Annotated in this window: 14 protein-coding genes; 8 read left to right on the top strand and 6 right to left on the bottom strand. The window is 67.7% G+C overall.

Going from position 1 to position 13,002, the window contains the following annotated elements; translation table 11 throughout:
• Positions 1-7: 7 nt before the first annotated feature.
• From nrdI to AVW09_RS18430, 6 genes are all read left to right on the top strand, one after another.
• Entirely contained in the window at positions 8-442 is a 435-nt protein-coding gene (gene nrdI, locus AVW09_RS05750) for a class Ib ribonucleoside-diphosphate reductase assembly flavoprotein NrdI (RefSeq protein ID WP_022878811.1), read from the top strand.
• A gap of 11 nt (positions 443-453) precedes the next feature.
• Positions 454-2,586, top strand: a complete 2,133-nt coding sequence (nrdE, locus tag AVW09_RS05745) for a class 1b ribonucleoside-diphosphate reductase subunit alpha (RefSeq protein WP_197462574.1) — start codon at positions 454-456, stop codon at positions 2,584-2,586.
• A 32-nt stretch (positions 2,587-2,618) separates the two neighbouring features.
• The gene (gene nrdF / locus AVW09_RS05740) at positions 2,619-3,593 is read left to right on the top strand and encodes a class 1b ribonucleoside-diphosphate reductase subunit beta (protein WP_022878813.1); all 975 of its coding nucleotides are present in this window, start codon (positions 2,619-2,621) and stop codon (positions 3,591-3,593) included.
• Positions 3,594-3,791: 198 nt separating this feature from the next.
• Positions 3,792-4,538 carry a hypothetical protein gene (locus AVW09_RS17600; RefSeq protein WP_156495979.1) on the top strand — a complete coding sequence of 249 codons (747 nt, stop codon included), beginning with the start codon at positions 3,792-3,794 and terminating at the stop codon, positions 4,536-4,538.
• 290 nt (positions 4,539-4,828) lie between these two features.
• Positions 4,829-5,119 (top strand): hypothetical protein, encoded by a 291-nt coding sequence (locus tag AVW09_RS05735; RefSeq protein ID WP_156495978.1) that lies wholly within the window; start codon positions 4,829-4,831, stop codon positions 5,117-5,119.
• 21 nt (positions 5,120-5,140) lie between these two features.
• Entirely contained in the window at positions 5,141-6,232 is a 1,092-nt protein-coding gene (locus tag AVW09_RS18430) for an MBL fold metallo-hydrolase (RefSeq protein ID WP_442922735.1), read from the top strand.
• Positions 6,233-6,406: 174 nt separating this feature from the next.
• Here the strand turns inward: AVW09_RS18430 and AVW09_RS05725 are convergent, their stop codons facing one another.
• The 3 genes from AVW09_RS05725 to AVW09_RS05715 are packed head-to-tail and all read right to left on the bottom strand — an operon-like array spanning position 6,407 to position 9,214.
• On the bottom strand, positions 6,407-7,333 hold the full coding sequence (locus AVW09_RS05725) for a nucleoside hydrolase (protein ID WP_063257105.1): 927 nt from the start codon (positions 7,331-7,333) through the stop codon (positions 6,407-6,409).
• A complete protein-coding gene (locus AVW09_RS05720; RefSeq protein WP_063257104.1) occupies positions 7,330-8,175 on the bottom strand; it encodes a PfkB family carbohydrate kinase in 846 nt (281 codons plus the stop codon). Before AVW09_RS05720 ends, AVW09_RS05725 begins: the two co-directional genes overlap by 4 nt.
• A gap of 16 nt (positions 8,176-8,191) precedes the next feature.
• Positions 8,192-9,214 carry an FUSC family protein gene (locus AVW09_RS05715; protein WP_063257103.1) on the bottom strand — a complete coding sequence of 341 codons (1,023 nt, stop codon included), beginning with the start codon at positions 9,212-9,214 and terminating at the stop codon, positions 8,192-8,194.
• Positions 9,215-9,498: 284 nt separating this feature from the next.
• Here AVW09_RS05715 and AVW09_RS05710 point away from each other — a divergent pair, with 284 nt between their 5' ends.
• Entirely contained in the window at positions 9,499-9,963 is a 465-nt protein-coding gene (locus AVW09_RS05710; RefSeq protein ID WP_063257102.1) for a DUF3817 domain-containing protein, read from the top strand.
• Positions 9,964-10,059: 96 nt separating this feature from the next.
• Here AVW09_RS05710 and AVW09_RS05705 read toward each other — a convergent pair whose 3' ends face one another.
• The 3 genes from AVW09_RS05705 to AVW09_RS05700 are packed head-to-tail and all read right to left on the bottom strand — an operon-like array spanning position 10,060 to position 12,110.
• Positions 10,060-11,160, bottom strand: a complete 1,101-nt coding sequence (locus tag AVW09_RS05705; RefSeq protein ID WP_197462573.1) for a class I SAM-dependent methyltransferase — start codon at positions 11,158-11,160, stop codon at positions 10,060-10,062.
• Positions 11,161-11,171: 11 nt separating this feature from the next.
• On the bottom strand, positions 11,172-11,321 hold the full coding sequence (locus tag AVW09_RS17895) for a hypothetical protein (protein ID WP_166671746.1): 150 nt from the start codon (positions 11,319-11,321) through the stop codon (positions 11,172-11,174).
• Positions 11,322-11,345: 24 nt separating this feature from the next.
• A complete protein-coding gene (locus tag AVW09_RS05700) occupies positions 11,346-12,110 on the bottom strand; it encodes an EI24 domain-containing protein (RefSeq protein ID WP_063257101.1) in 765 nt (254 codons plus the stop codon).
• A gap of 57 nt (positions 12,111-12,167) precedes the next feature.
• Here AVW09_RS05700 and AVW09_RS05695 point away from each other — a divergent pair, with 57 nt between their 5' ends.
• Positions 12,168-13,001 carry a hypothetical protein gene (locus tag AVW09_RS05695; RefSeq protein WP_063257100.1) on the top strand — a complete coding sequence of 278 codons (834 nt, stop codon included), beginning with the start codon at positions 12,168-12,170 and terminating at the stop codon, positions 12,999-13,001.
• Position 13,002: the final 1 nt, after the last annotated feature.

The following is a 13,002-nucleotide window of genomic DNA, read 5'->3' as shown; positions in this document are numbered from 1 at the left end:
GGTTCTCATGAGCGCTGTCCTGTCGGAGACCGAGGCTCCGCTGCTCGTCTACTTCTCGAGCGTGTCGGGAAACACCGCACGTTTCATCGAGAAGCTCGGCAAGCGGGCCGTCCGCATCCCCCTGCGACCGACCGACCCGCCGCTCCACGTCGACGAACCCTACGTGCTGGTCACCCCCACCTACGGCGGAGGTGTCGGCCACGGCGTCGAGAAGGGCGCCGTCCCCAAGCAAGTCATCCGCTTCCTCAATGAGGAGCGCAACCGACGTCACATCCGCGGGGTCATCTCCGCGGGCAACACCAATTTCGGCGACGCGTTCTGCCTCGCCGGAGACGTCATCAGCCGCAAGTGTTCCGTGCCGCACTTGTATCGCATCGAAGTATTCGGCACACCAGAAGACGTCGAGCGCGTCACCGAAGGATTGGAACAGTGGTGGAAGTAGGGCTGAGCGACGTGGACTTCAAGACCGAGGCGCGTTTCGAGGGGCTGGATTACCACGCCCTGAACGCGATGCTGAACCTGTACGACGCCGACGGCAAGATCCAGTTCGACGCCGACAAGCGGGCCGCGCGGGAGTACTTCCTGCAGCACGTCAACCAGAACACCGTGTTCTTCCACTCCCTCAAGGAGCGTCTCGACTACCTCGTCGAGAAGGAGTACTACGAGCCCAAGGTGCTCGAGAAGTACTCGCTGGAGTTCATCCAGGAGCTCAACGACCGTGCGTACGGCAAGAAGTTCCGCTTCGAGACCTTCCTCGGCGCGTTCAAGTACTACACGAGCTACACGCTGAAGACCTTCGACGGGAAGCGCTACCTCGAGCGCTTCGAGGACCGCGTCGTGATGACCGCCCTCGCGCTCGCCGACGGCGACCAGCGTCTCGCGGTGCAGCTGGTCGACGAGATCATCTCGGGCCGCTTCCAGCCGGCCACCCCGACGTTCCTCAACGCCGGCAAGGCGCAGCGCGGTGAGCTCGTCTCGTGCTTCCTGCTCCGCATCGAAGACAACATGGAGTCGATCGCCCGCGGCATCAACTCGGCGCTGCAGCTGTCCAAGCGCGGCGGCGGCGTCGCCCTGCTGCTGTCGAACATCCGTGAGTCGGGCGCCCCGATCAAGCAGATCGAGAACCAGTCCTCGGGCATCATCCCCGTGATGAAGCTCCTCGAAGACAGCTTCAGCTACGCCAACCAGCTCGGAGCCCGCCAGGGCGCGGGTGCGGTGTACCTCAACGCCCACCACCCCGACATCCTGCGCTTCCTCGACACCAAGCGTGAGAACGCCGACGAGAAGATCCGCATCAAGACGCTGTCGCTGGGTGTCGTCATCCCCGACGTCACGTTCGAGCTCGCCAAGAACGGCGAGGACATGTACCTCTTCTCGCCGTACGACGTCGAGCGCGTCTACGGCAAGCCGTTCGGCGACATCTCGGTCACCGAGAAGTACCGCGAGATGGTCGACGACCCGCGCATCAAGAAGACGAAGATCAACGCGCGCGAGTTCTTCCAGACTCTCGCCGAGATCCAGTTCGAGTCGGGCTACCCGTACATCATGTTCGAGGACACGGTGAACAAGGCCAACCCGATCAAGGGTCGGATCAACATGTCCAACCTGTGCTCGGAGATCCTGCAGGTCAACACGCCCACGACGTACAACGAAGACCTCTCGTACGCCGCCATCGGCAAGGACATCTCCTGCAACCTCGGCTCGATGAACATCGCCCTGGCGATGGACGGCCGCGACCTGGGCCTCACGGTCGAGACCGCGATCCGCGCCCTCACCGCGGTGAGCGACCAGAGCCACATCGCCTCGGTCCGCTCGATCGAGGACGGCAACGACCGTTCGCACGCGATCGGCCTCGGCCAGATGAACCTGCACGGCTACCTCGCTCGTGAGCACGTGCACTACGGCTCCGAAGAGGGCATCGACTTCACGAACATCTACTTCTACACGGTGCTGTTCCACGCGCTGCGGGCGTCCAACCGCCTCTCGATCGAGCGCGGGACGTCGTTCGACGGCTTCGCCGACTCGACGTACGCGTCGGGCGAGTTCTTCGACAAGTACACCGACCAGGTGTGGGAGCCGCAGACCGCCAAGGTGAAGGAGCTGTTCGCCGGCATCCCGATCCCGACCCAGGACGACTGGCGCGAGCTCAAGGCATCCGTCCAGCAGTACGGCATCTACAACCAGAACCTGCAGGCCGTCCCGCCGACCGGCTCGATCTCGTACATCAACAACTCCACGAGCTCGATCCATCCGATCGCGTCGAAGATCGAGATCCGCAAGGAAGGCAAGCTCGGTCGCGTCTACTACCCGGCGCCGTTCATGACGAACGACAACCTGGAGTACTACCAGGATGCCTATGAGATCGGCTACGAGAAGGTCATCGACACGTATGCCGCCGCCACGCAGCACGTGGACCAGGGTCTGTCGCTGACGCTGTTCTTCAAGGACACCGTCACCACCCGCGACATCAACAAGGCCCAGATCTACGCGTGGAAGAAGGGCATCAAGACGATCTACTACATCCGCCTCCGTCAGCTGGCGCTCGAGGGCACCGACATGACCGAGTGCGTCTCGTGCATGCTCTGATCCGCTGATCACGAATACTCATTGAGGACACCATGGCTGAGAAGCTGCAGCTGCTGAACCACGTTCAGGCCATCAACTGGAACCGCATCCAGGACGACAAAGACCTCGAGGTCTGGAACCGTCTCGTCAACAACTTCTGGCTGCCCGAGAAGGTGCCGCTGTCCAACGACATCCAGTCGTGGAACACGCTGACGCCCGAAGAGCAGACGCTGACGATGCGGGTCTTCACCGGCCTGACGCTGCTCGACACGATCCAGGGCACCGTCGGTGCGGTCTCGCTCATCCCCGACGCGATCACCCCGCACGAGGAGGCGGTGTACACCAACATCGCGTTCATGGAGTCGGTGCACGCGAAGAGCTACTCGTCGATCTTCTCGACGCTGTGCTCGACGAAGGAGATCGACGAGGCGTTCCGCTGGTCGACCGAGAACGAGTTCCTTCAGAAGAAGGCGCACATCGTCATGGACTACTACCGTGGCGACGACCCGCTCAAGCGCAAGGTCGCCTCGACCCTGCTGGAGTCGTTCCTGTTCTACTCGGGCTTCTACCTGCCGATGCACTGGTCGAGCCGCGCGAAGCTCACCAACACGGCCGACCTGATCCGCCTCATCATCCGCGACGAGGCCGTGCACGGTTACTACATCGGCTATAAGTTCCAGCGCGGTCTGGAGCAGGTCGACCAGGCCCGCCGCGACGAGATCAAGGACTACACGTTCTCGCTGCTCTACGAGCTGTACGACAACGAGACCCACTACACGCAGAGCCTGTACGACTCGGTGGGCCTCAGCGAGGACGTGAAGAAGTTCCTCCACTACAACGCCAACAAGGCGCTGATGAACCTCGGCTACGAGGCGATGTTCCCGTCGTCGGTGACGAACGTGAACCCGGCGATCCTGTCGGCCCTGTCGCCCAACGCCGACGAGAACCACGACTTCTTCTCGGGGTCGGGTTCGTCGTACGTCATCGGCAAGGCCGAGGCGACCGAGGACGACGACTGGGACTTCTGACCTGGTTTTGACGAAGGGCCCCGCGCGAGCGATCGTGTGGGGCCTGTCGTTGTTGTGCCGCTCACTGTATGTTCATAGGCATGCGGGCCATACGGATGCTAGGGAACCTGGCACGCGAGGAGGCGAGATGCGCCCGTTGCCGGGTGATGATGGTACAACACTGGCCCACAGTCATGGCTTAGATGGCATAGTGATGCTATGCCCAACCATGCGTCTGACCGTGGACTGGACGTCACGCTCGAGAGCGTGAGCGTTGTGATACGTGGGGTCTTCAACCCGGTACTTTTCACTCCCTCTTGGTTTCGGGACGCGGAACTCATCGGAGCTGACGAGTTCGAAGATTCGGAAGTGACGATCATCTCACCCGAAAACACAACGCTGCGCATGGCATGGCTGGACTTCACGGCCTCATCCGACCACATACAGCTTCAGACGGTTGCGTTGGAAGAGGTTCCGCGGCTTCGAGACGCTGCCGTCGGTATGTTGAGGACCCTGGAGGGCTATCCTGCGAACGCGTTGGGTATCAACAGAGACGTGCACACGCGCTGCGATTCGGAGGACGCGCTACACCGCGTCGGGGATGCGATAGCGCCGAAAGATGTATGGACTGACGTCCTCGATTTTCCTGGGCTCCGTTCGGTTCTAATGTGGGGCGCACGAATGGATAGCTGGTCCGGGCAGACAAACGTTCGCGTTGAACCATCAATGCTGGTTAAGCCCGGAATCTACGTCTCAGTAAATGAGCATTTCGACCTCAATTCTTGGGATTCCTTACCTTCGTCTCGCGAGGATGCATACTCGTACGGTCAGGCGGGAACGTCCCCGACCAACGAGAAGCGCCTTGCGGCTATTCAAATCTTGACCGACAGATGGCAAAGCACGGATGACAACTGGCTGGCGATCACAAAGAAGGTCAGTTCTCTAGCGAAAGGGGACCTCGGTTGAGCACACCTGTCATCCCGCAGACCGCCGTGTCCGGTCGGAATGACCCTCCTGAGACGCCAAGCAGTGCAGTGGGTTGGGCGGATGGGACGGTCTCGCCCCGGCCTCGCCGCGAAGCGGCAGTCCAAACTCGCCGCGCGTCTGTCGTCGGGTCTGATCCATCCTTTGACTCGGCAACCGTGCGTTCGGGGGAGGGTTCACTAACGGCGACGACGACCAAGTTCGGGCGTCGCGCAGCACCAAACGAGTTCCGCGTCTCCGGCTTGCTGACGTGGACCGGGAGAGTGGTGGAGGTGGCCGGCGACATGTTCACGGCCGAACTCGTTCCTGACCAGCACACTCCCGGCGGTCCGGTACTCGGGGACTTTTTCAAGTCTGAGGTTGGAGCGGGGACGGACGACATTGGCCTGGGGGATGTCATCTACGTGACAAAGCGCACCGTTCGGCCCGCCAATGGCGGCCTGCCTCATCAGACGAGCGCTGTTCGTCTTCGGCGGCTAGGCAAGTGGTCGCGAGCCGATGTGGCGCGCTTCGACGCAGACGGCGAGAAGATGTTCGTTGAACTCGAAGGGCTGATGGGCTGATCATTGCCGTCTCCAGTCGACATGTCACCGCCGCGGGCTGACGAGATCGAGGTTTCGATATTCGGCCCCGGTCGCGGTGAAGCGATCGTCGTCCACCTCGGCGGCGGCCGGTGGCTCACCGTAGATTCGTGTTACGACGAGCGGGCGGGACTGCACCCGGCACTGGACTACTTGGAGCGACTCGGAGTCGACGTGGCGACGCAGGTGGTGCTCGTGGTAGCCACGCACGCTCACGACGATCACACGGCTGGTGTCGGCGACATCTACGCGGCGGCCAAGGCTGCAAAGTTTGTGACGTCAGCAGCATTCACGAGTTCGGAATTTTTCGCCGCGGTCGCTGCGGACGCGAGTATTGAGGACCAACTTGTCCCGTCTGTGCGCCATGAGTACAAGACGGTCCTCGATGAGGTGATGCGTCGGGGCCGAGCCGGAGCCCCGCACCTACTTCGAGCAAGCGAGCAGAAGGTCCTCCTTGAAGTCGCTGCAACTGGATCGGCCCCTGGTTTCAAGGTGACCGCACTGTCCCCCTCGGACGAAGCACAGAACCGATCCGTGCGGGCAATCGCCGAAGGTTCAGCCCGAGAGGATATGCGGGTGCGACTAGCCGCTCCGGATCCAAACGAGTACACCGTGGCACTCTGGGTAGAGGTGGCTGATGTAGCGCTACTACTTGGTGGCGATCTCCTCAATGGGCCCACGGCGTGCGGCTGGCGCCGAGTACATGAGTCGCACACCCCGGAGCGTCGAGCGCGGCTCATTAAGGTCGCGCATCATGGTTCGCAAAGTTCTCATTGGGGCCCCGTGTGGATGGATTTTCTCGAGCCGGACGTTCTTGCAGTTCTCACCCCTTTCCGTCTCGGCGCCGAGCGCTCCGTGCCCAAGCAACGCGACATTGATCGCATCGTGAAGGCTTCGGGACGGGCTTTCATCACCGCGAGACCACAGAAGCCAACGCCGCCCAAGGACGTCAAGGAGACCCGTGCGCTCCTTCAGACGATAGCGACAAACGTACGGGAACGAGACGGATCCCCGGGACACGTTCAAGCACGAATGTGCCCTGAGGAGACGGTTTGGCGGGTAGGCGCCGCGTCGCCAGCCTACGAACTGAAGTAGACATGGCAGGGGCGGCGCTTGTCTGGGCGATAATCGAGGCTAGCGCCATCGCCGCTGAAAACGGCGCAGCGGCGGAGAGTCAAACGCCTGGGCACTTCGGATGGCCGTGGCGGGCTTTGTCGGTGGGGGCCTCTGTTAGTCGGACCTCAACGGCCATGCCTCGCCCACTGGAACTCAGCCCACCCACTCTCGCCCCTCGAGCCGGTCCAGCAGCAGCTCCACCGCTGACCCCTCCATGCCGCGCACCCAGCGCTGAGTCGACGACGAGCGTGACGACACGGTCCGCCCGCGTTCCCCGCCGGAGAGCCGCACCTCCACCTGCCCAGACGCGACGCTGACCCCACGCAGCACGCCCGCCGCGACCATCGCCGCGAGCGGGTCGTGCAGAGCGCAGCGGCGGTCGGGGAAGACCCGGCCCTCGTAGAAGTCGAGGTAGGCGGGCAGCATCGCGGCCAGCGCCTCGGGGACGGCGCCCGGGATCGCCTCGAGGCGCACGAGGTCGGTGGCATCCAGGGTCTGCGTCATCGTGACGTCGAGGGGAACGAGGGTGGTGTCCCAGTCCTGAGCGAAGACGATCGCGGCCGCCTCGGGGTCGTTGTGGATGTTCGCCTCGGCCCACGCCGTCACGTTGCCGGAGTGGCCGAACGCGCCGCCCATCACGACGAGCCGGTCGAACGCGGCGACGCCGGGCGTCTCGGCGTACGCGGCGAGGTTCGTCAGTGGGCCGAGGGCCAGGACGGTGAGATCCGGATGCCGTGCGGCGAGGTGATCGATGAGCTCGACCGCGGCGCGGGTGTCGGGGGAGCGGTCGCCCGCGGCCCACGCGATCCCGCCGACGCCGTCCTCGCCGTGCACGTGCGGGGCTCCGCCGGCGTAGTCGCGCCCGCGGAAGTCGTGCGCGCCCACGGCGACCGGGATGTCGTGAACCCCGGCGAGATTGAACAGCGAGATGGTGTTGGCGGCCGCGCGGGCGGCATCCGTGTTCCCGGAGACGGTCGTGACGCCCACGATCTCGACCGCGGGCTCGGCCAGCAGATACGCGAGTGCGAGGGCGTCGTCGATGCCGGTGTCGCAATCGACGAGGATCGGGCGGCGGCTCACGCGGACACCCCGTAGGCGTCGAGGGGGTGCAGATCGGGTTGCGACGCATCGTCTGCGACGGCGGCAGCCCCGACAGCGCACGCGCGCGCGAGGGCGACCTCCTCAGCATCGCCGCGCAGCAGACCGACGACCAGCGCCGCGCAGAATGCGTCCCCGGCGCCGACGGTGTTGCGGACGGTCGTGGACACGCCGGGCGCGGACGCGACCAGCTCGCCGTGCCGGTACAGCCGCGCGCCCGCGGCTCCGAGCGTCACGCACAGCAGGGGAGCGTCGTGCACCTCGGGGAGCTGCGCGTACTCCGTCTCGTTGACGATGACCAGATCCGCGCGCTCGAGCACCCCGGCGGGGAGCGGGCGCGCGGGGGCGGCATTGAGGGCGAAGAACCCGGCGGTGTCGGCGGCGGCCGCGATCACGGCATCCGAGACCTCCAACTGCGCGAGTACGGCGGAACCGACCTCGATCCCGAGGGCATCGGCGTCGATCGCGGCGTTCGCGCCGGCGCACACGACGATCGAGTTCTCGCCCGTGGCATCCACGACGATGAGGGCGGTGCCGGTGGCGGCGTCAGCGGTCTGCACGGTCGACGCGTCGACACCGATGGATGCCAGCTGCGCGCGGACACCGCGTCCGTCGAGGTCGTCTCCGACGGCGCCCACCAGGCGCACCGCGGCGCCGAGGCGTGCGGCCGCGACGGCCTGGTTCGCACCCTTGCCGCCGGGTCCGCGCTGCAGCACGCCGCCGGCGACGGTCTCGCCGGGGCCGGGTGCACGCTCGACGCGGGCGGTGAGGTCGACGTTGATCGCGCCGACGACGGTCAGGGCGACGGGGGTGGGGTCCGGCATCCGGGTCTCCTTCGGGTCAGACGGCAGAACGTCGCCGCAGGGCGGCTGACACGATCGCGACGATCGTTCCGACAGCAACGCCGATCACGGTCTCGAGCACGCGATCGCGCAAGAGCGCGTCGGGTGCGGCGGGCGAGGCGAGCGAGATCATCAGCAGCGCGAGCGGGGTGATGAACACCATTGCGATGCCGTAGTTGCGGCCGACGAACAGTTCCGCGCCCACCTGCATCACGACGGCGGCGAGCAGGACCGCCCACGGCGGAAGGTTCAGCGCGAGGAGACCCGCGGCGATCAGGACGCCGACGAGTGTTCCGACGAGGCGCTGGACGCCCCGGATGAGCCGCGCGGTCACGTGCGCGCCGCCGACTGCGGCGACCGCACCGACCATCGCCCAGTACCAGTGCGAGCCGATCAGCAGCACGCCCGCGACGCCCGCGAGGAGCGCGGCGACACCGACCGTGGCGGTCATCTCCCACGCGACGGAGCCGATCGGCGCAGTGTCCCGCGACGGCAGCCGCCATGACCCGCGCCGCACGAGGACGAACACCGTCGTCACGAGGAGGCTCCACAGTACGCTGCTCACACCCACGAGCAGCACGAGGCCGAACGTCGCTGTCGTAGCCGGGAAGCTCGCGCACGCTCCCGCGGCGAACACGGTGAACAGTGCGCCGGGTGGATGCCACTGCGCTCGGTACGCGAACAGCGTCACGGCCGCGGCGAGGAGGGCGACGACGAGGACGCTCGCGAGCGCGGGTGCGGACAGGGCCGACAGCAGCGTTCCGAGCAGCATGGACAGGACCAGGATGCCGCCGGCCGTCGCCTGCATCCGGACGCGCCGGCGCGGCGGGTCGAGGCGTCCGTAGAGCGCCGCGAACGCGCCGAACGAGGCGTAGACGCTGAGGTCGAGGCGGCCGATCAGCAGGAGGACGAGGAGTGGGACGCCGACGCTGAGCGCTGCCCGAGCCGCGACCCGGTGCGCGCCGCCGTGTGGCCCGATGCGGATGACCCCGGTCCACACGCGCCCCCGGGATTCCGCCACCCGACCAGCCTACGTCGCGTGATCCCCCGTCAAGACCCTGGCGGTGGCGCCCCGGAAACGGTGGGGTGGGGGAATGGATGCCGAGCGCCAGAAGCCGCCGATCGACCCCGGTCCCGAGCCCGACACGTCGACCGCGGCCGAGGGGGAGAAGTCGGATCCCACCCTGGACCACGACGACGAGCCGATCGAGTGAGGGCGGCCTGCCTCGACGTCGAGACGTCCGCCGGGTGATCGCGCGGGTGCTTCCGTAGGGTGGAAAGCCCCGGCCCCGAACGAGGAGAGACGTGTTCCGCACGCCCCTGACCCTGTTTCGCACGCTCGCGATCGCCGAAGCGATCTCGTGGACGCTTCTCATCGCGGGGCTCATCCTGCGCGCCACCGCCGACCTACCCATCGCGGTGACGGTCGGGGGTGGCATCCACGGGTTCGTGTTCCTCGCCTATGGCGCGACGGCGGTGCTCGTCGCGCTGAACCAGCGGTGGGGGCTCGGGCCGGCAGCGGTGGCGATCGTCAGCGCTGTGATCCCGTACGCCACCGTCCCGACCGAGATCTGGCTGCAGCGCACCGGGCGACTGCGCGGAGCGTGGCGGCTCGACGCGGGCGACGACCCGCGCGATCAGCGGCCCCTCGACCGGGTGCTGCGGTTCTTCCTGCGGCGGCCGTGGGTGCTCGGCATCCTGATCCTGCTCGCCGTCGCGCTCATCTTCGTCGTGCTGCTGGTGGTCGGCCCGCCGGGCGGCAAGGGCTGAGGGCCATGTCCCACTTGGTGCGGACTGCGGTGGTCGCAGCCGCACCTTTTGGGACATGCACCGCCAGAGGTGGGACGCGGGGCGGGGCGCTGAGGGTCAGCGGCGCGTCGACACCGTGACCGTGAACTTGCGGTCGCGGGCGACCTGACGCGTCGGGCCGACGAGGCGCTCGAGCGCGGGGCGGTACTGCAGCGCGGAGTTCCACACGGTCCACAGCTCGCCGCCGGGCTCCAGCACCCGCCCGGCGTCGGCGAACATCCGCGGGGCGATGCCCTCGGTGATCGCACCGCCGCTGTGGAACGGCGGGTTCAGCGCGATGAGGGTCGCGCTGGCATCCGGACGCGAAGCGAGCAGGTCGTCGCGGACCACCTCGACGCGGTCGCCCACATCGTTGGCCGCGGCGGTCGCGCGGGCCGAGGCCACGGCGGCGGCGGAGCGATCCGTCGCGACGATCCGAACGGATGGATGCCGCAGCGCCCACGCCGCGGCCACGAGTCCGGTGCCGCACGCGAAGTCGATCGCGCCGTCGCTCGGGTCGGGGAGGTGGGCGAGGAGGAGGCGCGTGCCGATGTCGATCGAGGCGCCGGCGAACACGCCGCCGAATGCGCGCACCTCGAGGCCGTCGACGGTGGCGGCCTCGGGCTGCGGGTCGGCGCCGTCGTGCGGGCCGCGGGCGACGAGCACGCGCGACTTCTGCCGCGCGTGCGTCACGTCGACGCGGTCGAAGTGCGCGCGCAGCACGTCGTTCATCGCGAGCGTCATGTGCTTGAGGCGTCCGCCGGCGAAGACGACGACGTCGGGGTGCGCGTGTGCGGCGATGAGTCCGGCGATGTCATCGAGCGCGCGCAGGGCGCGGGGGAGGCGCAGCAGCACGACCCGCGCGTCGCGAAGGAGGTCGGCATCCAGCGGGTGAGACGTGAAGGTGCCGTCGAGTCCGGCGCGAGCGGCGTTGGCCTCGAGCGCGCGCTCGCCCGTCAGCGCGTCCTGATGAACACGGATGCCATGCGCCCCGGCCGCGGCAGCGGCGAGCGTCAGGGCGCCGTACGCGTCATCGACGACGACGAGGCCGCCCTCGGGCACCTCTGCCCGGGCGGCCTCGGATTCGTCGAGGATCAGGCGGTCGGCGGCATCCACCGCGACGAGGTCCGGACCCTCGAGGTCGGGCCAGCGGCGGAGGTCGTCGAACGAGAAGGGCACCGAGTGGGGGATCAGCGGGTGCCGAAGTGGAACGGCAGCGCGAGGGAGGCGGCGACCAGCAGGATGCCGAGGGCGAAGAACAGCGCGGGCGCGGCGAGCGAGAACGACAGGCCGGTGAGCAGCATGCCGCCGACGAACAGGATGAGCGAGACGATGAACATGGGGATCCCTTCGGTCGGTCCAGGTTATCGTGCCGCGTCGGACGCCCGGTCCGCCGTGCCGGTCGTCTCGCGCAGCGCGGCGTGCGTCCAGAGCGTGCTGCCGGCCACCGCGGCGGGCATCACGGCGACCGCCCCGAGCGGAACGAGGAAGCACAGCTGCGTCGCGACGCCGAAGCCCAGCGCCCGCGCGCGGTTCTCGCGCAGCACGGCGCGACGGGCGCGGCGGTCGAGTCCGCGGGCCGAGAGGGCGCGCGAGGTCAGTTCGTCGGCGAGGAGCCAGCCGGTGAGCAGCAGACCGACGAGGAAGCCGAGCACGCCGCCGACGAAGGGGATGAGACCGAGCAGCCACGCGGCGAGCGCGGCGAACGCCCCGCGGACGATGAGGCGCACGGCGTCGCCTGCGGCGCGCCAGAAGCCATCGTCGGCATCCGGGATCCGTCCCGTGGCGGTGAGCTCGGTGGCGCGCCAGATCCGGTCGTAGAACGGCTCGCCGACGGCGAGGGTCACCGCGGTGAAGGACACGATCGCGAGGAACGCGGCCGCGCCGAACGACGCGACGACGATCGCGGTGCGCAGGACGGTGGCCCACATCGGGTCCCACGTGTTCGCGAAGGGGGTCCAGTCGTCCACGACCTCGCCGAGGAGGATGCCCCAGCCGACGAGCGCCGCGCCGAAGACGAGGGCAACGAGGAACCCGGGGATGAGGCCGAGCGCCATCGCCCCGGGGGAGCGGCGCCACTGGCCGAGGCCGCGGAGCAGCATCCGGGCACCCTCGAGGAACTCGCGCATCCGGGCATTCTCGCAGAGGTGCCGTCGAACGTCGGAGGCCCCTGCCAGGATGTGCGCATGCGCATCCGCACGACGTCGACGCAGCGCACCTACCGATATGTGCGCCTGACGATCCTCGCCGCGACGCTGCTCCTCGCCGTCGCGGTGACGGTGGAGGAGATCGTCGGGGGATCGCTGCCATCGCTGAGCGCGGCGTACTACACGCCGGCGGGGCCGATGTTCGTCGCGGGCCTCTTCGTCGTCGCGGCGGCCTTCGTCGCGCTCTCGGGCCACAGTGTCGAGCAGGGGCTGCTCGATGTCGCCGCGGTCCTGGCGCTCGTGATCGCGGTCGTGCCGACGACGGTGGAGGCCGACGTGTGCGGTGAGGCCGTGCGGTGCGTCCCGCCCGCAGTGCTCCCCGCCGTGTTCAACAACGGCGTGAGCGTGGCATCCGTGGTCCTGGTCGGGGTGGCCGCGGGGGTGGTGCTGTCGATCGTGCAGGGGACGATGTCGCGCGGGGTCGCGGTGACCGCGGCGGCGGTGGTCGTCGTGGTCGTGGGGCTCGGGGCGTGGGCGCTCGCCGCTCGGGACGCGTTCCTCCTCTTCGCGCACAACGTCGCGGCCGTGGGCTTCTTCCTTCTCATCGGCGCGGTGGCGGCGATCGCCGCGTGGCGACCCCAGCGGGCGCCGGAGCGGTTCCGCCCCGCGTACGCGGCGGTGGCGGTCGGCATCCTGATCGCGCTCGTCGGACTCGCGGCCACGCTCGTGCTGGCCGTCGGGGGAGTGGATGTCACGCGCCCGGTGCCGTGGGTGTTCGTCGGCGAGGCCGCGGCGCTCGTGCTGTTCGCGGTGTTCTGGCTGCTGCAGACCGTGGAGCTGTGGAATGAGCCGGATCCGCGCCTTCTGGCCTGAG

This window comes from Microbacterium sp. T32 (assembly GCF_001619615.1).
GTDB lineage: Bacteria > Actinomycetota > Actinomycetes > Actinomycetales > Microbacteriaceae > Microbacterium.
The sequence above is the reverse complement of the archived record's forward strand: the minus strand, read 5'-3'. Positions and strand labels throughout refer to the sequence as shown.